The sequence below is a fragment of the Kitasatospora sp. NBC_00039 genome (assembly GCF_045160625.1).
Taxonomy (GTDB): Bacteria; Actinomycetota; Actinomycetes; order Streptomycetales; family Streptomycetaceae; genus Kitasatospora.
The window spans coordinates 1,230,698-1,253,588 of sequence record NZ_CP108289.1 but is presented as its reverse complement, the minus strand read 5'-3'; the positions used below and the strand labels follow the sequence as shown (position 1 = coordinate 1,253,588).

Here is a 22,891-nt window from a genome sequence, read left to right as displayed (position 1 = left end):
GGGCGAGGCCGCGTTCGCCCAAGGCCCGCTACTTGGGCGGCAAGGTCGCCGCGAAGGTTCGGCCTCGGTCGATCCAGTCACGGAGGGCCGCGTCCTCGGTGAGGGCGGAGGAAGCGACGAGGACCCAGCCGCGCATCGGGCGCCCGTGATGTCGAAGAGGCGGACGCCCGGGCGCGCCGGGGCCGCGTCCGTGTCATCAGGGCGGAGACGGACGATGACGGCCAGGATCGCACAGGACCTCAGCATGCTGGCCGAGGTGGAGCAGCAGGTACCGGAGGCGTTCAGAACCGGGCGCGGCGTGCCGTACTCGGCCTGCCCGCGGTTCCAGGCGCTGCAGGCGGAGGAGTCCGGGGAAGTCTACGATCTCGCCCTCGTGGAGGGGATCGTCCCGCTCGTTCCGGGGTTGGCGGACCGGCTGTGGGAGGGAATCGAGGAGATTGATCACGACTCAATGCGCGCCCAGTGGGCGCGGCCGCACGTAGTGATCGGAATTAAGCGCCAAATCGCCCACCCGTTTGATGGGCGTTCACGCGCGCAAAGCCCGACGCGCTCGTGGTCCGCATCGCCGACCGCGAGCCGCACGTCCGACGCGCGGGCTAACGACCAGAATTTCCGGCCGCGTGTACTAGGATCCGCCTCTAGCATCACTCGATCGACCGCTGCTCACCCAATCGATAGGAGGCCCGATGATCGGCGTGCTCGTGACTTTCGCGCAGACCGACAAGTTCGATCGTTCAGCTATCACAAAGATTGCCGGCGAACTCCGAGGGCCGTTCGAAGGCATGGCTGGCCTTCGCTTCAAGAGCTTCATGCTCGATGAAGACGGCGTTCAGGCAAGGAACTTCTACGTGTGGGATGACGAGGACAAAGCCCGTGCCTTCTTCACGGAGGAGCTCGTCGACAAGGTGACGGGGATTTATGGCGTCCCGCCCAAAATCGAATACCTCGATATCGTGGGGTTCGTCGACAACTCTGGCACCTGATTCTCAAGGGGGCTGTCGCGCAAACCCCTGCTGTCCGGGCCTTTTTGGACCATCGGGCATGCCACAGAACTTCCTCACATGCGATCGAGACCAACCGCCGCTGCGGCCCTGCAGTCCCCTGACCTGAGTGACTGGCTGCCTGAGAAGCCGTTGTCTTTCTGATAGCGACGGGTGCTTTTTCCACTGGTCAGGCATAGTGTCGGCGCCTCGAGGGCAGAGGCGGGGTGTCGTGTCGTCTCTGCGGTGGAGGCACCGGATGCCGTCGGTGATGGGGCTGCTGGAGAAGCGCGAGCGTGGGAGGGTTCGGCCAGGTGGGCCGGCCACTGGGCCGGCAGCCAGCACGCGGCTATGGTGCCGTCCTCCTCCAGGCGGGGGGCGACGGCCGGCCGTGCGCACGCGCAGAACGACGAACTCGCTGGTCAGGTGGTCCCGGGAGCCATGTCGCCAGGTAACCGTGCGGGCCACCGGCCGGCCGGTGGCCCGCACGTGCTCGGCCAGTTGGGACGGGGGCCGAGTCCGCCGTAGGGCGGCTGATGGGCGACCGCATCCATTGGGTGGGCGGTTGCCAGGCCCTTGACCTGCACGATCCACCGCAGGTCGTGCTCGTCGAGGGCGGCGCGGAAGTGCGCGTTGTCGCCGTAGCCGGCATCGGCAACCACCACGGGCGGGACGAGACCCCAGGTGGCGAGTTGGTCGAGCATCTCTACCGCGAGGCGGCATCTGGGGCGGTGTCCCTCGTCGGCGGGGATGCGGCATCGGGTCCGCCGCCGCCCGGCATGGGCGGCGTCGGCCGGGTCCGTGGCGTGCTCCGGATCCCAGGTGGCGGGCCGGAACAGGCGCCAGTCGGGCGGGCAGGACGCCCTGTCGGTGACCGCGTGGACACTCACCCCGACCTGGCAGTTGCCGATCTTGCCGAGTGTTCCGGAGCACTGGCAGGCGACCCCGGGCGAACTCCTACCGTCCTTCGGGACCAGACCGCCGACCTGCGGGCCTGCCAGGCCCCGGCTGCGTTCTGTACTTCGTCAAGAAGCACCCGCGCCGCGAGTGGTGCTCCGCAGGCTGTGGGACCAGGGCCCGCGCGGCCCGCCACTACGAGAGGACCGAGGCGGCCGGGCGCTGACGCCTCGGCGAGCGCAGGCGGGCCCATCTGAGGCGCCGGGGCGGAAGGGCGGCCGGGCGGTGCGCTTCCGGGAGGCGCACCGGCCTGGGCTGTTCGCGGGTCCTGCCGTGACCCAAGGCCGGGACGAGGTGGATGCGGCCGACCCATGGGGGAAGGGGCCCATGGCCGCGGGCGGCAGTCGGCCCGGGTTGCGCACGCCCGGGTGTGGGGACCCGGGCCGACTGCCGTGTGCGGGGTCAGAAGGCGACGATGCCTTCGCCGCCGGCGGCGCCGGGGACGGTCTGGGAGCCGAGTGCGGCGAGGGAGCCGTCAGTGTTGATCGCGAACTCGTCGACGATGCCGTTGATCCCGGTCTGGGCGTAGAGGTAGCGCCCGTTGGAGGAGATGGCGGCGTCGACGGTGCCGGGGTCGGTGGGCGTGTTGCCCAGAACGGTGAGCTGGCGGCCACGGTCGGTGGTGCGCAGGCCGGTGAGGGTGGAGCTGCCCGCGTTGGAGGCGTAGAGCAGGTCGCGCACACCGACGATCCAGCAGGTGGCCGCCTGGCCCGTGGCCGCGAACGCCTCCTGGGTGGCGGTGCCGTCGCGGTGGATCGTGAACGTGGCCACGGCGTTGGTGCCGGCCTCGGCCAGGAACAGGCCGTGTCGGCCGTCGGGGACGAACGCGAAGGGCACAGCGCCCGGCAGGCTCGTGACGACGGGGGTGTCGGCGGGAGCGCCCAAGCGGTTGAGGTTGAACACCAGGAGGCTGCTGCCGTTCGCCTTGGTGGTGACCACGAGCTGCGAGCCGTCGCCGGTGAAGCCCACCTGCCCGGGGGTGTTGGTGAACTGGGGCGTGGCGTTCGGGTCGAGCGCCAGAGCGCGGTTCCAGTCGGCCTTCCGCTTCAGCCGTCCGTCGCGGACGGTGTAACCCTGGATCGAACCGCCGTCCAGGGCGTTGAGCACGTAGACGGTGTCGTCGTGCACCGCAATGCTCACCGGGAAGCGGCCGCCCGAGTTGACGACCTGCCGCAGCGCGAGGCGGTCGCCGTCCACGGAGAACACGGAGACGGTGTCACTTCCGGCATTCACCGCGTACAGCAGCGCGTGATCTGGGTCGTAGGTGAGGGATCCCTGGGAGGCGAGGTGGTCGGCAACCGACCCGTCCAGCACGCCGCCGAGCCCGTTCGTGTCGTAGGTGCCGGCCGGGGTGAGCTGCCCGTCGTCCGCGCGCCGGTAGGCGACGATCTGATTGCCCGCCGGGTTATCGGTCTGCACGAATACGGCGTGGCGCCCGCCACGCGGGTGGCCTTCACCGCCGTACGCGGCTGCGGTCGACGGGGCGCCCGCGGCTGCTGCCGCGAGCGCGGTCGCGACGGCCACGGCGAGCCGAGTGATCTTCTGCATGAGGTTCTGCCTTCTGGAGGTCCGGGGCCGATCCCACCCAGGCCGTGGTCGCCATGGCCGGGAGTCGGAGCGACGTGGGCGAGGGCCGTGGCAGGAACCCCGTCGACGGTGACCGGCACGAGAGAGCTCGCCACATTCCCTCTTGATACGGTATGTGACGTTCTGTCGGAATCGGCTGAAGGCAGCGATCCCGGCCCCGCCGGGGTGCCCACGGCATGAGATCACTCGTTCGGCTTGGCCTGCATCTGTGCAGCCTCGGTGTCGCGTGCAGGGGCGACGCTACCGCCGCTCTGTGATCCACATCACATCCGGTTCCTGTCAGCAATCGGTCCGCTGTTCCGCTCAAGCCACCGGGAGCAAGCGAACCGACAGGAGCAGCACATGAAGCACCGCATCGTCGTCCTCGGAGCCGGCTATGCCGGGGCCTACGTGGCCGGGAACCTGGCTCGCCGGCTGTCCCCGGCGGACACCGAGATCACCGTGGTCAACGCCGTGCCGGACTTCGTCCAGCGGCTGCGGCTGCACCAGCTCGCGGCCGGCCAGGAGATCGAGGCTCCACAGCTCGCCGACGTCTTCGCGGGCACGGGGATCCGGCGGCGCCTGGCCCGCGTCACCGCCGTCGACCCTGACCGCCGGGTCGTCGCCGTGGCCGACGCCGACGGCGGCGGCGAGCTCGGCTACGACACGCTCGTCTACGCGCTCGGCAGCCATGGCGACGACCACGGCGTCCCCGGCGCGGCCGAGCACGCCTTCGACATTGCTAGATGATCAATTCCAAGGGGTTCAGTGGTCGTAGGCAGTGAGCGTGCGCATGGTCGGCTGGCCAGTGCGGTCGTTGTGCCAGATCGCGGCGGTGAGCGCGAGGATGCGTTGCAGGACTCGGACGGCTACACCATTGGGGGTGCGGCCTCGGTGTCGTTCGAGGTCGAGCTGGCCCTTGAAGGTCTCGTTGACCGACTCGATGACCTGGCGCAGTGGCTTGAACAGCTGTGATCCGGCTCGCTGTGGCTCGCCCTTGCGGGTCGGCCGCAGGAGGCGGATGTCCATGTCGGCGAGCCGCTGTTCGAACTCTCGGCCGAAGTAGTTCTTGTCTCCGATCAGTGTCTGTCCCGGGTGCTCGGCGGTGAGACGGGGTTCGACGGCGAGCAGGTCGAGCAGGGTCTCGCGCTCGTCTGCCTTGGCCCCGGTGAGTGCGAACGCGATCGGCAGGCCGTGAAGGGTGCAGACCAGATGCAGCCGCAGGCCCCAGAAGTAGCGCGAATGGCTGGCGCAGTAGCCGTACTGGGCCCATCCGGCCAGGTCGGAGCGTTTGACGGTCTCTCGGGAGCGCCCGCACTCGACGGGCGTGGAGTCCGCCACCCACACGTCGTCGCTCCACAGTGTGGTGTCGCGGGCCAGTGCCCAGGTGACCCGGCGGATCAGTTCGGCGGCCTTGCGCAGCCGCTTGTTGTAGCCGGGCTGCTGGGGCAGGTACGGAAAGAGGTGGCGCAGGTGGGCGCCGGCGTGGCGCAGCCAGCGGGCCTCGGAGGTGAAACCGAGCATCGCCTGCATCATCGCCAGCGTTACCAGCTCGGCGTCGCCGAGCTGCGGCACGATGCCCACGGCCGGACGCTGCGGGGCGAATTGCGGCGAGTCCTTCAGCAGGTCGTCGGTCTTCACATAGAGTGCGGTCGCGAGGGTGTCCAGGTCGTTCGTCACAGACTGACCTTGGGCGCCCTCGCATCGTCCGCGCAGTCAGTGCGAGAACTTCGCTCAGCTGGGCGCGACAGGCTGTTCGAGGAGCTCGTCCGGTCCGTCGAATCCGCAGCGCCGGTACAGCGGCGCACTGCGCTCAGACGGCCACACGATCAACGTATCCAGGCCGTGAGCGCGCGCATAGCCGGTGGCCTCGTCGAGCAGGGCCCTGCCCAGACCGCGATTGCGCTGTTCAGGGGCGACGTAGAAGTTCGTCACGTAGCCCAGGGCGTCGGAACCCGGGTAGGGACTGGGGACCTTCTCCACGAGGCACACGAACACGTGACCACAGGGCCGACCGCCCACTTCCGCAACCCAGGCACGCCACGGCCCGACCATCCGGGAACGCAGCCACTGCTCGCACTCGGCAGTGAACTCCTCTTCGTTCCGCGGGACTTCATCTCCGCCGTCCTCCACCTTGAACCGCCAGCGCATGGCTGCCAGTGCGGTCGCGTCATCGGACTCGGCCCGACGGATAACAACGTCACTCATGACCAAACTCTCGCAGACCGATCCGCCGGAGCGAAACTGCCTACGACCGTTCAACGACCCCTTGGAATTGATCATCTAGCCGGCCCTCGGCGCTGCGCCTGCGCGAGCGCCTGGACAGCCTGGGCGATGGCGGGCGTGTGGTGGTCGTCGGCGACGGGCTGACCGGCATCGAGGCCGCCACCGAGATCGCCGAATCCCGGCCCGGCCTGTCGGTGGCGCTCATCGCCCGCGGAGAGCTGGGCGCCCGGCTCTCCGCCGGGGCCCGCGGCCACCTGCGCCGGGCCTGCGACCGGCTGGGCATCACCGTCCTGGAGCACACCAGCGTCGAAGCCGTCGAAGCGACGCGGGTGCTGTGCGCGGAGGGCGCCGCCCTGGCGTCCGACGCGACCGCGTGGACGGCCGGGTTCGCGGTCGACCCCATCGCCGCCGCCGGCGGGCTGGAGGTCACCGAGAACGGTCGGATCGTCGTCGATCGCACCATGCGGTCCCTCTCGCACCCGAACGTCTACGCCGCCGGCGACAGCGCCTACGCCATCGGCGACAACGGCCGGCCACTGCCTATGTCCTGCGCCTCGGCCGGCTACACCAGCGTGCAGGCTATCGAGGCGATCGTGGGACGCCTGACCGGCCGTAAGATCGCAAACACCACGCTGGCCTACACGTACAACCACATCAGCCTTGGGCGGCGGGACGGGATCCTGCAGATGGTCGACGACGAGGCGCAGGCAAAGCCGAAGTACATGGGCGGCCGGAAGGCCGCGTGGATCAAGGCGGGCACCCTCTGGACGTCGCTGTGGGCCACCTCGCACCCGACCTTCGGCCTGCCCAAACGCAAGCGCCACCTGGCCGCCGCGCCGAACGCGGCTGCTGAGAAGGCGATCGCGCACAGCGAGAACGCGGTCGCGTAACCGGCTCGCCAGGGTGATCCGCGTGGACGCCACCGCCATTGATCGCTTCGACACCAGTCGGTTCGAGGCCAGCCGGACGCGGCTGGCCTCGTTGGCCTACCGACTGCTGGGCTCCGCCGCCGACGCCGAGGACGCCGTGCAGGATGCGTTCCTGCACTGGCAGGCCGCCGACCGGCAGCTGATCAAGGTGCCGGAAGCCTGGCTGACCAAGGTCGTCACCAACCTCTGCCTCGACCGGCTCCGCTCGGCACAGGCCCGCCGCGAACGCACCGCCGGCGCCTGGCTGCCCGAACCGCTCCTCGACGGCGACCCGATGCTCGGCCCGGCCGACACTTTCGAGCAGCGCGAATCGGTCTCCCTGGCCGTGCTGATGCTCATGGAACGCCTGTCACACCTCGAGCGGGCCGTCTACGTCCTGCGCGAAGCGTTCTCCTACCGTCACGCCGAGATCGCCGAGATCCTCGACGTCACCGAGTCCGCAAGCCAGCAGCACCTCCACCGGGCCCGGCACCGCATCACCGCCGTGCGCCGCGGCGGTGGCGAGGTCGACCCGGCATCCGCGCGGAGGATCGTCGAGGAATTCCTCGCTGCTGCCTCCTCGGGCCGCACCGAACGCCTGGTGGCGCTGCTCACCGTCGACGCGACCGCGATCTCCGACTCCAACGGCGCCGGCCTGGCCAAGACGCTGCTGCGGTACGACACTCCGCAGCGCATCGCCGCCATCGCACGGGCCGGGTTCAAGCCCACACCCGCGAAGCGGCGACTTGTCGGCGGCACGCCCACCGTCCACTACGCGCTCGTCAACGGCGACCCCGCCATGCTCTTCGTGCTCGGCGACCAGGTCATCGGCTCCGTGACGTTCGACATCACGGACGGCAAGATCGCAACCGTGCGCGGCATCGCCGCCCCCACCCGCCTCGCCCGACTCACCGAAGCCTGGCGGCAGCACGAACCGGACCTGCCGCTTATCGCCCAGTGGTAACCCGACGCCGACGCCGGGCCGCAGCACCCGCGCTGCGATGAACCGCTCCCGGGCTTCGCGCTACCAGCCGGATGGGGACAAGCGTGCAGCGGCTCGCTGCCGTCATGCGCTGAGAGCCCGGCCAGTCGCCGACGGGGGCGCGATCTGCCGCAGCTGCCGGTCACGCGTCGGCGTCTTGAGGCCGCCTCTGGAAAACGGACGAGCCACCCATGGCTGAGAACACTGACGTCGTCGTTATCGGCGGCTACGCCGGCGTCATGGCCGCCAACCGGTTCCCGCAGCGCGACGACGTGACCGTAACCCTGATCATCCCGCGCCCGGTCTTCGTCCTGCGGCAGAACTGGCTCGAGTGATTGAACGCCCAGACGCGTTCTGGGCGGGGGTGTGCCTGCGGCTCTGCTCGACAAGATCGAGATGCTTCAGAAGGCATCCGCAATCCGCGTGCGGCGTATGACTTTTCGCTGTTCAGGCATGGTGTGCGGGGTTGGGCGGCAGGGTTTCGGCGTCGAGTTGTCGAGGTCGGAACGGAGTATGTGATGCCGCCGTCGCCGCTGGGGTTGCTGGAGGAGCGTCGGGAGGCCGCCCGGGCGCGGGTGGAGGATCTGGAGGCCGAGTTGGAGCGCCTCGAGGGTGAGCTGCGGTCGGCGAGGGCGGTGTTGGAGCGGCGGGTGGTGGCGGTTGAGGAGCTGGCCGAGGCGCTCGCCCCGGCCGAGGATGACGCGGGGCCGGCGGAGGCGGGGGTGCGGGTGCCGCCGAAGGGGGCGGTGGTGCCGGTGTGGCGGGAGGGTCTGGATCCGGTGGACGCGCTGGCGCCGGACTACCGGCAGCTGGTGGAGGCGGTGGAGTCCGGCGGGCAGGGCGGTGTCGGCCGTTATGCAGTGCTTCTGAGACTCAGGACACTACGGCATCCCCGGCGAACGCCTCCGCCACCTGACCGCCGAACAGATCCACGGTGCCACGAGCGAGGAGACATCTCTCCAACTCGGCCAGTCAAGGCTATGGATCCCACCACGCCTGGCCGAACTCCTCCACCAACTCGCCGACGAGCCGTACCAGCGCTCCGCCATGACCCGAAACCTCACCGGTCAGCTGCCGTGGCTGTTCCCCGGCGTCGTTCCCGGCCGTCCACTCAGCCGCAAGGCGTTCAACGACCGGCTCGCGCGCCAGGGCATCCACACCAGACCTGCCCGCACCGCAGCCCTCATCGCCCTCGCCACCGAGCTACCCGCACCGGTACTGGCCGACCTCCTCGACATTCACATCCACACCGCACTGAAGTGGGCCCGTCACGCGCAACGCGACTGGAGCACCTACCTCACCGCGAGGGCCACCGACCTGACCGCTGCCACGCAACCAGCTCGGCCATGAACGCCCTGCACCACAACCCGGCGGCGTCTCTGGAGGGCAAAATAGAAGACTACGAGCGTCCATCTCATCGACACTGGGCAAGAATTGACGTTCACTCCGTTGGCTTCGTCCAGCGCGGGGCTGCCCGGGGCGCCCTGCTCATCCATCGTGAGGAGACCTGGCTTGACTGTCTCATGGGATCTGCTGATATCCACCGCAGGTGGTGTCACCGCAACGGTCGTCGGCGTCATCGCCGGCGGTGTCGTCGGGCGCCGCGGCCAGCACCAGCAATGGCTGCAGGGGACGCAGACCGCCGCCTACGAGAAGTTCCTGCAGGCGTTCGGGGGCGTGGAGGCGGAGCTGCGCGAGGCATTCCTCGACGAGCGCAGGCCCGCTGTTGACTGGGTGCCGTTCGTGGCCGCCCAGCACTCGGTCAGCCTCGTTGCCGACCCGGCGACCAGTGCAGCAGCCGAGCGGGTCTGCGAGATCCTGGAGGACTTCACCATCCTCTTCCATGGGCGTCAGCCGACCGACATCGAAGAACTGCGGCCGATTCATACCGCGCTGGGTGAGGCTCACCTGAGCTTCGTCAATGCGGCTCGCCGCTCCCTTGCCCCGTCCCAACGGCGCCTGGACCGATCACTGGGCGGCCCCTCGCCCTGGCGGGGCGTCGAGTCCTTCTACACCCGACCTGACAGAAGCCTCGACTAGGCCTTGGCTGGACGTCCGACTGAAAGGCAGGAATACCATGAATCTCCCTTGGGGAACCCTCATATCCACCGCCAGCGGAGTGGCCGCGACAATCCTGGGCATCCTCGTGGGCACCCTGGCCGGGCGCCGCAATGAATCCGGGCAGTGGATACGCGATCGGAAGATCGCGGCGTACGAGCGCCTTCTCCAGAGCTTCGGCGCGGTCGAGATCGGCATGCGCCACGCGTACTGGGAGCAACGCGAGCCCGAGGGGATCGACTGGGAGGAGTGGAACGCCGCCTTGGTGTCGGTCAGCCTGGTTGCCGACACCGATGTGGGGATCGCTGCGGAGCAACTGTCCTCATTTGTGGGAGAGTTCAGTGCCTTTCCGTTCGGGGAGCCAAAGGACATGGCGATGCTTCGTCAGATTCATACGAAACTCGACGCTGCGCAACGGGAGTTCGTCAACGCCGCCAGGCGATCGATCCACGCGTCAGACACGAAGCAAGTCCCCTGGCGTTTGGGTGGTCCGCCACCCTGGGGTGAGCTTGAGGAGATCCATCAGAGAGACAACCACATCGGTCGCATCATCCCCTGAACCACATGGGGTTTGGAGCGTCACGGGACATGAACAAAGGGACCGTCCCATACCATTTCGGGCCGAACAGTCACTCGAACGACGGCCAGCGGTAGGCGGCCCACTCTCGCCAGCCCGCCCAGCCGGAGGGCGGGCCGGCGACCTCGCCGCCTCCCAACTCCGCCGCGTCGGGTTCCTCGAAGTGCGCCCGCCCGTTCAGGATGTCGGCCTCGGTCATCGGGAACGTCTCCTCGGGGGTGGTTGCCCAGCGATGGGCGATCCGGGCGCGTTGGGTCCGATCGTCCACCGGCAGGTAGAGCATGCGGAAGGACGCGCCCTCGGCCTGCGCCAGCCACCGGATCGCGGACCGTTCGTCACGGGACCAACAGCCGTAGTCCACCACAACGTTGGTGCCCAGCTTGACTGCCTCCAAGGCGAGCCAGAGCATGCGCCCCTCCAACACGTCGCGCTTCCCGTCCGCCTCCGCCTCACGGAACAGGGGAATCATCCAGTCGTCGGGTGTCAGGCGCAGCGCGCCGTGCTCATCGGCGAGCTGCCGAGCCCTCGTGGTCTTTCCGGCCCCTGGCAGGCCGACCATCAGGAACAACGTGGTCACACCCAGATGGTGGCAGGGAGGCCGGGCAGGCGACCACCGCTTTATCTGCCTGATGCCGGTCAGACCGCCCGCCCCACGACCCGAACAACGGCTCAACGTGATGCGTCACGTGGTCCGCCCGGACAGAACCTGGCCGAAGGAATACTCCCCATGCTCAAAAACCCCACTGCACCAGTTGACCAGCGGCTGCGAGCGGAACTGACCCAGGACGACTTCGTCCTCGCCGGACCGGAGGCGTGAGAGTGAGAACCCCGGGCAGCCGGCACCGCACGGGTGCCGGGCGTCTCAGTCGAGACTGTCAGAGAGGGTAGTCATCGATGTTGCGGGCGGTGGTGTCGATGATCTGGCCGACGCGGTGTGGGTGAAGTAGGCCTGGTGGCTGGTGGCGAGGACCTGGGGGAAGGTGACGAGGCGGGCGAGGGTGTCGTCGGTGATGCCTTGGATGGATTGGTCGGTGAAGAAGATGCCGGTCTCCTCTTCGTAGACGTCGAGGTCGATGTTGTTGAAGCCGGTGGAGCGCTGGGCGATCAGCTCGGTGCCGCCGGCGGGCTGGTGGGCCAGCGTTCTGGCGTTCAAGGCGTCGTTGAGCCGGCCCGGGGCGCGCCGCAGGCCTGGCTCTGCTGCGCCCAAGTAGCCATCGCCCGACCGAACACGCGATCCGCCCGTCATTGTTGTGGGTCGGTTGTTCCGCGAGTCCGGCACGGTTGGCGCTTCGAGCCTTCGCACGACATCTGGTGCTTCGTCGGTTAGTCACTAACATGAGGACTCCTCATATCTGATGCTTCCATTGAGTGCATACTCATCGCCATCGCGAGCAAGGAGCGGGCCATGTCTAACCGACTCGACCTCCCGGCGGGCTTCCGCTGGGGCGTTTCCACCGCCGCCTACCAGATCGAGGGAGCCGTCGAGGAGGACGGGCGCGGCCCGTCCGTCTGGGACGTCTTCGCCGCCCGCCCCGGCACGATCCGAGACGGGCACACGGGAGCGGTCGCCTGCGACCACTACCACCGCTATCCCGAGGACATCGCCCTGATGCAGGGTCTGGGGCTGGACGGCTACCGCTTCTCCATCGCCTGGCCCCGCGTGCAGCCCACCGGGGCCGGCCCGGTCAACCGGGCCGGACTCGCCTTCTACGACCGCCTGGTGGACGCGCTACTGGAAGCCGGCATCACCCCGCTGCCCACCCTGTTCCACTGGGACCTCCCACAGGCCCTGGAAGACACCGGCGGCTGGCTGAACCGCGACACCGCGTACCGCTTCGCCGAGTACGCCGCGGTCGTCGCGGACCGGCTCGGCGACCGCGTGCCCGCCTGGATCACCCTCAACGAGCCCTTCGTGCACATGGTCTACGGCTACGCCCTCGGCATCCACGCGCCCGGCCGCGCCCTGATGCTCGACGCCCTCCCCGCCGCCCATCACCAGCTCCTCGCCCACGGCCTCGCCGCCGCCGCGCTGCGCGAGCGCGGCCTGGAGGTGATGATCGCCAACAACCTCACCCCCGTGTGGGCCGCCTCGTCCTCCGAGGCCGACCTCGCGGCCGCCGAGGCCTACGACGCCCTCCACAACCGCCTGTTCACCGATCCGCTGCTCCTCGGCCGCTACCCCGACCTCTCCGCCTACGGCGTCGCCCCCGACCTCGGCGGCTGCGTCCACGACGGCGACCTCAAGCTCATCTCCGCCACCCCGCTCGATGGCCTCGGCGTCAACTACTACAACCCCACCCGCATCGCCGCCCCCACCGACCCCGGCCTCCCCTTCGCCGAAGCCCCCATCGACGGCGTCCCGCGCACCGCCTTCGACTGGCCCGTCGTCCCCGACGGCCTCCGCGAACTCCTCGTCGGCCTCCGCGACCGCTACGCCGCCGCCCTCCCGCCGATCACCATCACCGAGAACGGCTGCTCGACGACCGCGGCCATCGACGACCAGCCCCGCATCGACTACCTCGCCGGCCACCTCGACGCCCTCGCCGAGGCCGTCGCCCAAGGCGTCGACGTCCGCGGCTACTACACCTGGTCACTGATTGATAACCTAGAGTGGGCGGAGGGGTTCAATCAAAAGTTCGGCTTGGTGTGCGTCGACTTCGAGACGCAGCGCCGCACGCCGAGAGCCTCGTATGACTGGTACCGGGAGCTGATCACTGCCCATCGGGAGCGACTCGCGAAGTAGGCTCCCGGACTGTCGCCTTCAACCCCCTGTTAGATCGCATACTTGGAAAATGTGGTGACTTAGAGTTAAGGCTTCCCTAGAATGACAGCCTGTTCGACGGGCTGAGGGGTTCCACCAGCGCTTCGGTCTCGTCCACGTCGACTTCGGGACGCAGCGGCGTACCTCGAAGGCCTCGTTTGCCTGGTACCGCGACCTGATTGCCGCCCATCGGAGCCGCGTCGCGCGGTAGATCGAGGCGGTCCCGTAGGTCTGACGAGGAGATCGCAGCGGGCACAGCCCGCGGCCGTCTCCGGGCCGCCGGGGTACCGGTCAGGGGGGCGGGGGCGGCGGGCCCGGAAGGGTCGCCGCCTCGGCGGGGCCGCGCCGGATGGACGTTGTGAGCTGCCTCCCCAGAGCGGCTTCCGCCTGCGGGGCCGCAGGCCGTGGCCGGCCGAGGGCGTCGTAGAGCAGGCCCCGGTGGTTGACGAACGTGGCATCGACGAGTTCTGCGTATCGGGCCGCGCTGGTCAGCAGCGCGAGGTACGCCAGCACGCACCCGGTGGCGGCCACCAGGAGGATCCAGGGGCTGGCGACCGACCGCACTGAGAGCAGGAGTGCCCACAGCCACCAGGTCGTGCCGGTGTCCAGCGCGGACCGGGCGCCGGCGACCTCGTTGCGGGTCTGTTCCGGCAGTAGCAGCCACAGCGCCGGCCAGCAATGCACCGGGTCCAGTCCGTACTTGTCGTGCACTCCGGTCTCACCGGCGCGCAGGACGTTCCCGAGCCGAGTGGGGAGGATCCTCCCGGGGCGGGACGAAAGTGCCGCCAGGAGGTGTTCCACGGCGAGAAGTTCGTCCTCCTCGTCGGGTCCGGCCGACCGCTCCACCACCCTCGGGTAGAGGTGCTGCCACCGGTCCTCCAGCTCTGCCAGACGCGCGCGCTGGCGCCGGATCAGTCTGCTTCGGAGGGGTGCCAGGGGACGCGGCCAGAAGCCCTGGAGCATGCGCAGAGCTAGGGGCACCAACTGCTTCACCAGGCCCTCGGTGGCCAGCACGACCATCAGGAACACGACCAGGGCCACGACCTGGGTTGTCGGTGAGAAATGCACGACCCGGTCGAGCGAGGCGTCGAACCGGGACCGTCGGAAGACGAAGAACCAGCAGGCACCGATGCTCCAGAACGCGAGGGCCGGGCTCACCAGCAGCGCGACGGTGCGCTCCGCGAGCCGTTCGCTCACCCCGGACCAGAACTCCGCGATCAAGGCCGAACCACCGCCGGCGTCGGCACCGGCCGTATGTGGTGGGTTCGGCAGAGTGGCACGGAGTGCCCCGCCGTCCGCCGGTACCACACGTAATCGCCGTGCGGGGAGGACGCGAGCCCCGAGGGCGGGGCGCCTGGTCGTCGTGCCGACCGGTAGGGCAGGGTGGTGTCCATGGCAAGTGTGGCGGATCCTGCGGCGTGGAACTCGCTGCGAGAGGCGGCGTTGCCACAAGTGCCTCCGGAGAGTGAGGGCGTCATGCTTTCGGTTCTGGGTACCCGATCCCTGTTGCTGTATCGGATCGATGAGGGCGAACATCGCAGGCGGCAGACGGTAGGCGCCGAGCGGTTGGACAGCATCCCCGTGTTGGAGTGCCTGAGAGCGAGTTGTTCCTGGACCGCTTGGTCGAGCGGGTCCGAGGCAGGGAGCTCGCCGGCCCGTTGCAGGTAGGGTCGGTCCGCCGTCGCGGTGCCGCGCTCGTAGAACGCGGGGGTGCGGGCCGCCGAGCGCGGGCGGTCCTGGTACCAGGCTCCCACCGCCGAGCGCGGCCGAGCAACCGGACCGGCTGCGCCGGTTCATGCGCTTCCCCGCCACGATCGCGGGGATCGTCGCCACCGACAGCGTCGCGGGCAGGACGTAGCGGACGGAGGAGGCCATCAGCGCGAACGCCACGATCATCGCGGTGCAGGCCACCAGGAACGCCGGCCAGGTGCAGACGCGGCGGCTCCACCGGCGACGAAGCCAGCCCGTACGCCCACCTGACCGGCGGGTCGGGAACTCGTGACCGACGGGTCGGGACCTCGGAACAGCCGGACCCGCCTTGGGGTACGACCGGCACGCGGAGGCTCGCCGGACCGGACACCTCCAGCCAAGAACGAACACCACGAGATCGCAAACCAGGGACGCCCGTCTCCAACCGCTCAACCGGCTGACGGCCGGGCGCGGGACGCGGCCGCCGCAATCGCTCCATACCGGCCCCGTAGACGTTGACGTTCACTCAGTTCCGTCACGGCTGCCCGGTCCGGCACCGGAGGGCCTCGCGTCGCCAGTGCGGACGGTACGCAGCGTCACGGCGACGGCCGCTCACCGGCAGCTGTCCGCAGCGGGGCGGCGGCCACTGTCCGTGAACGTGCGATTCCTGCGAACTGGGTATACTGGCAACAGATTTGTGTCGAAATGTCTGGCCCGGAGCTACAAGGCGGAGCCTGCCGGTCCACTGCCGCTTCACTTGCGAGGCAGCCTTCTCCGGCTCCGCATCCCTGGTGTCGAGTGCCCGAACGGTCTCGGGCTTCCTCAGGATTCCTCACGCGATGCGTCGGAGGTGGCTGGGTTGAATACCCAACGGCGCTGGGTCCCCCTGATGAGCGTGTTCGGTGTGACGGTGGCCCTGCTCACGGCCCTCTACTATGCGTTCCCGGACCAACGGCTGATCTTCGTCGGAATCGGGCTGGCCGGTGTCACCAGCATGCTCGTCGGCGTCGCCGTCAACCGGCCGTCCCACCGGCTGCCCTGGCTGGTGCTCGCCGCGGCGAACTTCAGCTTCGCGGCCGGCGAGGCGACCCAGATCGTCCTCATCCAGTTCCTGCACCAGGAGAACCCGTTCCCGTCCCCCGCCGACGCCTTCTACCTGGCGACGTACGTGCTGTACGCGGTCGGGCTGCTGGGATTCGTCCGCTGGCGTTCGGCCGGACGCGACCGGGCCAGTTTCATCGACGCGCTGACCCTGACGGCCGGCCTGGCCCTGCTGTCCTGGATCTACCTGATCGTGCCCTACACCCACGTCGCCGGTCTCACCTGGCTCCAGAAGGCGATCTCCGTCGCCTACCCACTCGGGGACATCCTCGTGCTTGCGATGCTGCTGCGCCTGCTCGCCCCGCGGGGCGGCAAGAGCCCGGCACTGGTGCTGCTCACCGTGGGCACGGTCGGTCTGCTCACCTCCGACGTCCTGTACGCGCTTATCCAACTGCACGGAACGTGGCACACGGGTTCGGCGGTGGAGCTGGGCTGGGCGTTGTTCTACGGCGCCTGGGGCGCCGCGGCCATCCACCCCTCCATGGTGACACTGACCCAACCCGTCAGGTGGCGCGCCGACACCGCGCCCGGCCGCCTCGGCCTGCTCACGCTCGCCTCACTGATCGCACCGGCCGTGCTCCTGCTGCAGGCGGCGCGGGGAGTCACCGCGAACGTCGGCGTCATCGGAGCCTTCTCGGCCATCCTCTTCGCGCTGGTGCTCTACCGGCTGGCGGGCGTCGCGGCGACCCATCGGCAGGCCGTCGGCCGGGAACGGGTCCTGCGCGTCGCCGTGGCGTCGCTGGGCACCGCCGCCGAGATCCGGGACGCGGCCGCCGCGATCCGCACCGCCGTCGCGTCGCTGCTGCCGGACGCCCAGAACCTCGGCGCGCTGCTCGCCATCAAGGACGCCGACATCCTCTTGCTGGTCGACTTCGAGAACGGGGAGCGCCGCGCGGCGTCCGTGGAGACCGCCCGGGCCGTGCACGCCCTGACGCAGACAAGCGAGGCCCGTCTGGTGAGCCGGGCCGACCTGGACCAGGAGCTCGCCGCGGAACTCGGCGAGGCACACAGCGTCCTGGTGTGCCCGCTGGCCGTGCCGGATCGTCCGGAGGACCAGGCGCCGCAGGACGGCCCTGCAGACCCCGGCATCGGGGCGCTGATCGTGGCCGGGGACGAGCAGCGGCTCGTTGTCCTTCAGGACTCGCTGGTCACGCTGACGGCCCAGGCCGCGCTCGCGATCGAACGGATCGCCCTCAGCGAGGAGGTCGACCGGCGCAAGAGCGAGGCCTACTTCCGGACGCTGGTGCAGAACTCGTCCGACGTCATCCTGATCCTCGACGAGGAGGACAGGATCCTGTACGCCAGCCCGTCGGCCGACCAGATCCTCGGACATCCCTCGCTGGAGGGAATGCGGCTGACGGAGCTGATCGCTGCGGAGGACACCGGCGACGTCGTCCAGAGCCTCGCGCAGATGCGGGTCCGGGACTACCCGGGCAGGCGCGAGCACTGGCGGATGATGCGCGTCGACCACGCGGTCATCGAGGTCGAGGTCAGGTGCAGCGACCTGCGGGCCGAGACGACGGTCGGTGGCATCGTGCTCACCCTCCGGGACGTCACCGAGCAGCGCATGCTCGAACGCGAGCTGACCCACCGGGCGTTCCACGACTCGCTGACCGGCCTCGCGAACCGAGTGCTGTTCCAGGACCGCGTCTCCCACGCGCTGACCCAGAGCCAGCGCGACGGCACCGTGGTCGGTGTGCTCTTCGTCGACATCGACGACTTCAAGGTCGTGAACGACATGCAGGGGCACAGCGTGGGCGACGAGTTGCTGGTCGCCGTCGCACTGCGCCTGTCGTCGACCGTCCGGGCGTCCGACACCGCGGCCCGCATCGGCGGCGACGAGTTCGCACTGCTGGTCGAGGACTCGGTGACGCCCGGCGACGTCGATACCTTCGCCGACCACGTGATAGGCGTGTTCGCGGAGCCGTTCCGCCTCAGCGTCGGGCCGGTGAGCGTCTACGCCAGCGTGGGCATCGCCACCACCGAGGACAGCATCGACTCGGTCGAGCTCCTGACCCATGCCGACCTGGCCCTGTATGCCGCGAAGACGGCCGGCAAGCGCCAGTGGCGCGGGTACCAGCCCGTCCTCCAGAGCGGTATGGCCGAGCGGCACCAGCTCCAGGAGAGTCTTGACAACGCGCCCGTCGAATCGTCGTTCGCGGTGCTGTACCAGCCCATCGTGGAACTCACCACCGGGGAGATCGCGGGGTTCGAGGCGCTGGTCCGCTGGCCGCACTCCTCGCGCGGCATGGTGTTCCCCGAGCAGTTCATCACCCTGGCGGAGGAGAGCGGCCAGATCGTCCCGCTGGGAGCCTGGGTGCTCGGCCAGGCCGCGGCCGAGGCCGTCCGCTGGCGGGAGCTGCCGACGACGAGGCGCGATGCGCTGAGCACCGGGCTGTACGTGAGCGTCAACGTCTCGCCCCGGCAGTTCCGGGACGACGGGTTCCTCGACGAGGTCCACCACACGCTGGAGCTGTCCGGTATCGAGCCGTCGAACCTGATCCTCGAACTGACCGAGACCGTCCTGATGCGGCACGACGACCGCATCCGGACCGTGATGAGGAGCCTGACCGATCTGGGCATCCGGATCGCGATCGACGACTTCGGAACCGGTTACTCCTCGTTGAGCTATCTGCGCGAGTTCCCGATCTCGATCCTCAAGATCGACAAGTCGTTCGTCGACGAGCTCGGACGCTCCCCGCAGCAGTACGCCCTGGTGGAGGGAATCACCCATCTGGCGGAGACCCTGGGCGTCAAGGTGATCGCCGAGGGTGTGGAGAACCCGACCCAGCAGAAACTGCTGATCTCGATGGGCTGCCCGCTCGGCCAGGGCTTCCTGTTCTCCCGGCCGATCCCCTCCGGCGAGGCGGAGGCCTTGATCGCGACCCCGTCCGTCTCGTGGGCCCCGGCCGGTCGGCTGGCGGTCTGAGGCGGTGTCGGCAGGCTCGGCGTCGGCCGGGTCGGTGCCACCGCCCCGGCCCCCGACTGGGACAGGGGGTGTAGCGGGGGAGCGACGGGCTGCGGCAAAGCGGAGGCGTCCCGGCCGGTGGGACTTCCTTCAGGGACGGGTGCGAACGATCAACGGCCGGCAGCCCTCCGGTCGGCTCCGGGCGGTACCACCGATCAACGCGAGGATGCCGTTCTGCAGCCCGTCGCGTCACCTGCGTGAAGCCGACCGCATTCACATGGTGGATCAGCTGCAGGCGAAATCCACCGTCCGGGCGCTCACGGCCGAACCGGGTTCGAGCCGGCCCGCGATCATTCTGAGGATTCGAGGTACCTGCCCACGCGGAAGCGGCGGATATCGGTCTCATAGCGCCCCCCCGGCCACTGAGGCTGTCGGCAGTGGCGGGCGCCGCGGCTGGGATCGACGCTCAGGACGATGCGGTGTCGTGTTCCGCCGGGACGACAACGACCGGGAGGCGGGCGTGATGGACGACCTCGGTACTGGTCGACCCGAGGGCGAGGCGCCCCCAGGCGCCCGATCCTCGGGAGCCGACCACGAGCAGGCAGGCGTCCTTGCTCGACTCGAGGATGACCTGCGCCGGACGACCGCGCTCACAGAGGATCTCCACGTCCACGGGCGGTCCGCCGAGTTGTTGCTGCAATTCCTCGACGGAGTCGGCCACGGCCTGCGTGACGAGATCGCTCTGCTGCGGGATGGGGCCGCTGCCGGGGCCGGAGTCGGCCGTCCATTCGAAGCCGGAGTGCTGGGTGGGGGCGTACTCGTACGCGCAGACGGCCCGCAGGCGGGTACCGCGCAGTTGGGCCTCGCGGAGCGCGAAGGTCACAGCCTGCCTGGCCGGGGCCGAACCGTCCGTGCCGACCACGATCGGGCCGACCGGGTGGAGGACAGGAGGATGAGTCATCGAGACCTCCAAGGATTCGGCGGGTGTCGAGACGTGCGGGGCCGTCGCGGCGTATCCGACGGTGGGTCCGCATGGTCGTCTGTCGGCGGGTGCGCACTTCTAAGCCTGCCCCTGCCCATCCATGGGCACCAGCGCACGTCGCGCAGAGGAAGACGTGGCCGGCCCGCGAACCGTCGGTGGGCACCGCATCTCCGTTCCTTGGGCGGCCGACGTATCGGAGCAGTCGCTGGCGGCGCTGACTGTGGAGGGGAACAGCTGCGCCTCGCCCGGCTGGCGGCAGCCGAGGGGGTGCGACATGACGCAGTCGTGCCTTCTGCGGCTGAGGGTGCGCGGGTGTCCGTAGGATGACAGCCTGTCCGACGGGCAGAGGGGTTCCACCAGCGCTTCGGTCTGGTCCACGTCGACTTCGAGACGCAGCAGCGGACGTCGAGGGCCTCGTACGCCTGGTACCGGGACCTGATCGCCGCGCATCGGAAGCGGTCCACGAAGTAGGCGGGCGGCGCGAAGGCGGAACCACAGAGACCCGACTGGCTGGGACGAGCGGACCGCTCCGCTCGTCCCTGCCGCCACCGACCCACTGCCTGCCCCGGAAGCGCCCTGCCTGAAGCGCCCCTCTGCATCGCGAGTTCGTCGGACGGCCGGACAAGATCCATGCGGCACGGGTTCGAAGCAGCCGGCCTGTCGGCCCTGCCCGGTGACGGCCGTCCCCCTCCACCCCGAGGCGCAGGTCGTGGACGGGTCACCTCACCAAGGCCGGAGCCCGCGAAGCCGTCGACGCCGTCACCGAACAACTCGTGGGCGGGAGGGCGAGCAGTGAACCGGTGGTGAGCGGGTGCTGGGCCGGGACGTCTACCGGCCGGCGCCGTTCGGGGCCAGGGTGGGCGGGGGGATGCGCAGCACCGGAAGTGCGCAGAGGGCGGCGGCCGCCGTGGCGCAGATGGCGGCCATGGCGAGGACCGTCCAGGCGGAGGGCGCGCGGGCGATGCCCGCGCCGATGCCGCTCAGTTCGCCCTGCCGGTCGATGAGCCGGCGGACGAGCGGGATGGCGACGGCCGAGCCGACGGCGACCGTGATGAGGGCGATGGCTGTCCCTCGGACGGCGAGCACGACGGCGGACTGGCCCGGAGTCAGGCCGATCGCCCTGAGCAGGCCGAGGTCCCGGCGGCGTTCGTGGAAGCCGGCGGTGGCCGTGGTGAGCACGTCGACCAGGGCGATGAGGGCGAGCAGGAGTAGGAGGCCGACCACGCTGGCCCGCAGGGCGCCGGGCCGGGTGACCGGGCCGGTGGGAAGGCGGATCTCCGTCTGCCCGGCGAGGCCGGCGCGGGCGGGGAGGTCGCGTTGGACCTCTGCCGGGTCCTGGCCGGGGCGCAGGGTCAGCTGCCAGAAGTCGGGGTGGGTGGGGTCGCCGGGCCGGTCGAGGGTGTCGAAGCCGGTGGACAGGACGCGGCCGCCGTGTTCCGGTTCGAGATTGCGTCCGACGATGTGCAGGATGCGCGGGGTGCTCCCGGTGGTGAGCCGCACCCACTGGCCGACCCGAGCGCCGAGGAGGTCGAGGGCGCCCTGTCCGGCGACGGCCTCGTCGGTGGCGCGGATCGCCCGGCCCTCGACGACGGTGTACGGGTACGGGGCGTCGGTGGTGCCGACGGCGCGGAGGGTGAGCGTCGCGGACTGGCCGGGCGCGAGGGCCTGCATCTCGGTGCCCGGATAGACGCCCTGCACGGCGGCGTCGGCGGCCAGGGCGCCGGCGAGCTGCCCGTCGCCGGGCGTCTGATCGGAGGTGGTGCGGCGGGCGGTGACGGACGGGCCGGTGGCGCCGCCGTCGGGCCGGGTGACGGCGTCGAGCGTCGTCCAGGTGCTCAGGGCCAGGGTGGCGGCGACGACCGGGACGGTCAGCCGCAGGGCGCTTCCGACCAGGTCCGAGCGCCGGCGCAGGACGCTGCCGAGCCCGAACACGAGGGCGGGCGGCAGCCGTCTGAGTGGGCCGAGCCGGACGGGCCGGGCCGTCATGACGGGTGGCCGGGTGCCGTCGGTCGGGGGCACGGGGGCGACCCGGGCGGCCCGCAGTGCGGGCAGTGCGGCGGCGGCCCCGACGGCGAGGAGCGCGGCGGCGACCACGGCGCCGGTGGTCGCCGTGCCGCCGGGGACGAGCCCGTGGAGCGCGTCGGTCCCGCCGCCGAGGGCCGGTACGGTGTGGGCGGCGATCGCGGCCCCGCCGGCGCCGAGCAGCACTCCGGCGCCGGCCAGCAGGAGCTGTTCGGCGATGAACATCCAGGCGACCTGGCCGGCGGTGAAGCCGAGCGCCTTGAGCAGGGCGATGTCGCCGGTCCTGGCCCGGATCCGCCCGCCGGCCGCGCCTGCCACCGCGAGGGCGGCGGCGAGCAGTGCGGCGAGTCCGCTGAGGCCCAGCAGCAGGCCGGCCAGCCGGTTGTCCTGCTGCCGTGCGGCCCGCGCGTCCAGCCAGGTGGTGATCCGGGAGACCCGCTCGGCGCCGAGGACGCTGACCACCCGCTGGGCCGTGTACCCGGCGTCGGAGGGGTGGGCCAGCCGCAGGCCGAGGGTGAGTCCTTGGGCCGCCCGTTCCGGCTGCACGAGGTCGAGGGTGGCAGGAGGGGCCCAGCCGAGGTCGTAGCCGGCGGCCTGGCTGGGCAACTGGTCGGGGCTGTCCGCGATGCCGAGGACCTGGAGGTCGACGGGGCCGCCGTGGGCGTCGAGGACGGTCAGGTGGTCCCCGGGGCGGGCCCAGGCGGCGTCGGCCGCGGACTGTTCGAGCACGATGCCGTGGATGTCGTCCGGATCGAGCCAGGTACCGGAGCGCAGCAGCGGGTGGGCCGCGTCCGGGGTGTCGCCGCGCAGTACGAGCGTGGTGCGGCCGGGTGGGCCCGCGGTGGTGGCGCCGTCGGCGCGTCGGCCGACCAGTGTGGTCTCGGCGGTGTGCTGGGGTGGTGAGACGGCGAGTACGCCGGGTTCGCCGGCGAGCACGGCGGCCGAGGGTTCGTCGGCGCTGCCTTGGGCGGGCGCGGACGGGCGCAGGTCGATCCGGATGTGGGGTGATCCGGCGGCATGGAACTGCCTCTGCCACGGGTCGGCGGCGGCGCCGAGCAGCGTGCCGGCGAGCAGGAGGGCGGCGGCGGTGCCGCCGGTGGCGAGGACGATCAGCAGGGCGTGGAGGCGGTGCGAGCGCAGGTCGGCACGGATCCAGCGGAGGATGGCAGGCACC

The 22,891-nt window shown here is 70.2% G+C and carries 16 protein-coding genes and 6 pseudogenes; 13 read left to right on the top strand and 9 right to left on the bottom strand.

Features of this window, described 5'->3' with window-relative positions:
• The first annotated feature begins 686 nt into the window (after positions 1–686).
• On the top strand, positions 687–983 hold the full coding sequence (locus OG286_RS06000; protein ID WP_396323060.1) for a hypothetical protein: 297 nt from the start codon (positions 687–689) through the stop codon (positions 981–983).
• A 419-nt stretch (positions 984–1,402) separates the two neighbouring features.
• Here the strand turns inward: OG286_RS06000 and OG286_RS05995 are convergent, their stop codons facing one another.
• Positions 1,403–1,957 (bottom strand): transposase, encoded by a 555-nt coding sequence (locus OG286_RS05995; protein WP_405366036.1) that lies wholly within the window; start codon positions 1,955–1,957, stop codon positions 1,403–1,405.
• On the opposite strand from OG286_RS05995, the gene OG286_RS05990 reads away from it, so the two are divergent.
• Complete coding sequence (locus tag OG286_RS05990; RefSeq protein WP_396323059.1) at positions 1,900–2,103, top strand: CGNR zinc finger domain-containing protein; 204 nt, start codon at positions 1,900–1,902, stop codon at positions 2,101–2,103. The two genes, OG286_RS05995 and OG286_RS05990, sit on opposite strands and share 58 nt — an antisense overlap.
• Positions 2,104–2,339: 236 nt before the next feature.
• Here OG286_RS05990 and OG286_RS05985 read toward each other — a convergent pair whose 3' ends face one another.
• Positions 2,340–3,485, bottom strand: coding sequence for a lactonase family protein (locus tag OG286_RS05985; RefSeq protein WP_396323058.1), 1,146 nt, complete (start codon positions 3,483–3,485; stop codon positions 2,340–2,342).
• Between the two features lie 381 nt (positions 3,486–3,866).
• On the opposite strand from OG286_RS05985, the pseudogene OG286_RS05980 reads away from it, so the two are divergent.
• A pseudogene (locus OG286_RS05980) lies at positions 3,867–4,247 on the top strand (FAD-dependent oxidoreductase); the annotation flags it as partial.
• A 21-nt stretch (positions 4,248–4,268) separates the two neighbouring features.
• Here the strand turns inward: OG286_RS05980 and OG286_RS05975 are convergent.
• On the bottom strand, positions 4,269–5,183 hold the full coding sequence (locus OG286_RS05975) for an IS982 family transposase (protein WP_396326178.1): 915 nt from the start codon (positions 5,181–5,183) through the stop codon (positions 4,269–4,271).
• 54 nt (positions 5,184–5,237) lie between these two features.
• Positions 5,238–5,711 (bottom strand): GNAT family N-acetyltransferase, encoded by a 474-nt coding sequence (locus tag OG286_RS05970; protein ID WP_396326177.1) that lies wholly within the window; start codon positions 5,709–5,711, stop codon positions 5,238–5,240.
• 74 nt (positions 5,712–5,785) lie between these two features.
• Here OG286_RS05970 and OG286_RS05965 point away from each other — a divergent pair.
• The 6 genes and pseudogenes from OG286_RS05965 to OG286_RS05940 all read left to right on the top strand — a co-directional run.
• Positions 5,786–6,619, top strand: a pseudogene (locus tag OG286_RS05965) (FAD-dependent oxidoreductase); the annotation flags it as partial.
• A gap of 22 nt (positions 6,620–6,641) precedes the next feature.
• Complete coding sequence (locus OG286_RS05960; RefSeq protein WP_396323056.1) at positions 6,642–7,601, top strand: sigma-70 family RNA polymerase sigma factor; 960 nt, start codon at positions 6,642–6,644, stop codon at positions 7,599–7,601.
• Positions 7,602–7,810: 209 nt separating this feature from the next.
• A pseudogene (locus OG286_RS05955) lies at positions 7,811–7,936 on the top strand (FAD-dependent oxidoreductase); the annotation flags it as partial.
• A 730-nt stretch (positions 7,937–8,666) separates the two neighbouring features.
• The gene (locus tag OG286_RS05950) at positions 8,667–8,969 is read left to right on the top strand and encodes a hypothetical protein (RefSeq protein WP_396323055.1); all 303 of its coding nucleotides are present in this window, start codon (positions 8,667–8,669) and stop codon (positions 8,967–8,969) included.
• Between the two features lie 162 nt (positions 8,970–9,131).
• Positions 9,132–9,659, top strand: a complete 528-nt coding sequence (locus tag OG286_RS05945; protein WP_396323054.1) for a hypothetical protein — start codon at positions 9,132–9,134, stop codon at positions 9,657–9,659.
• A gap of 37 nt (positions 9,660–9,696) precedes the next feature.
• A complete protein-coding gene (locus OG286_RS05940; protein WP_396323053.1) occupies positions 9,697–10,236 on the top strand; it encodes a hypothetical protein in 540 nt (179 codons plus the stop codon).
• Positions 10,237–10,306: 70 nt separating this feature from the next.
• Here the strand turns inward: OG286_RS05940 and OG286_RS05935 are convergent, their stop codons facing one another.
• Positions 10,307–10,831, bottom strand: coding sequence for an AAA family ATPase (locus OG286_RS05935; RefSeq protein WP_396323052.1), 525 nt, complete (start codon positions 10,829–10,831; stop codon positions 10,307–10,309).
• Between the two features lie 298 nt (positions 10,832–11,129).
• A pseudogene (locus tag OG286_RS05930) lies at positions 11,130–11,368 on the bottom strand (2-hydroxyacid dehydrogenase); the annotation flags it as partial.
• 291 nt (positions 11,369–11,659) lie between these two features.
• Between OG286_RS05930 and OG286_RS05925 the strand changes: the two are divergent.
• Together OG286_RS05925 and OG286_RS05920 are read left to right on the top strand one after the other, a co-directional pair.
• Positions 11,660–12,997 (top strand): GH1 family beta-glucosidase, encoded by a 1,338-nt coding sequence (locus OG286_RS05925; RefSeq protein WP_396323051.1) that lies wholly within the window; start codon positions 11,660–11,662, stop codon positions 12,995–12,997.
• 109 nt (positions 12,998–13,106) lie between these two features.
• Positions 13,107–13,226, top strand: a pseudogene (locus tag OG286_RS05920) (family 1 glycosylhydrolase); the annotation flags it as partial.
• A gap of 80 nt (positions 13,227–13,306) precedes the next feature.
• On the opposite strand, the gene OG286_RS05915 reads toward OG286_RS05920, so the two are convergent.
• Positions 13,307–14,236, bottom strand: a complete 930-nt coding sequence (locus OG286_RS05915) for a hypothetical protein (RefSeq protein WP_405362823.1) — start codon at positions 14,234–14,236, stop codon at positions 13,307–13,309.
• 1,357 nt (positions 14,237–15,593) lie between these two features.
• On the opposite strand from OG286_RS05915, the gene OG286_RS05910 reads away from it, so the two are divergent.
• Positions 15,594–18,734, top strand: a complete 3,141-nt coding sequence (locus OG286_RS05910; protein ID WP_396323049.1) for a putative bifunctional diguanylate cyclase/phosphodiesterase — start codon at positions 15,594–15,596, stop codon at positions 18,732–18,734.
• 445 nt (positions 18,735–19,179) lie between these two features.
• Here the strand turns inward: OG286_RS05910 and OG286_RS05905 are convergent, their stop codons facing one another.
• The gene (locus OG286_RS05905) at positions 19,180–19,674 is read right to left on the bottom strand and encodes a universal stress protein (protein WP_396323048.1); all 495 of its coding nucleotides are present in this window, start codon (positions 19,672–19,674) and stop codon (positions 19,180–19,182) included.
• 363 nt (positions 19,675–20,037) lie between these two features.
• Here OG286_RS05905 and OG286_RS05900 point away from each other — a divergent pair.
• Positions 20,038–20,166: pseudogene (locus OG286_RS05900) on the top strand (family 1 glycosylhydrolase); the annotation flags it as partial.
• Between the two features lie 357 nt (positions 20,167–20,523).
• On the opposite strand, the gene OG286_RS05895 reads toward OG286_RS05900, so the two are convergent.
• Positions 20,524–22,890: an FtsX-like permease family protein gene (locus OG286_RS05895; RefSeq protein ID WP_396323047.1), complete on the bottom strand. Its 2,367-nt coding sequence runs from the start codon at positions 22,888–22,890 to the stop codon at positions 20,524–20,526.
• Between the last annotated feature and the right edge of the window lies 1 nt (position 22,891).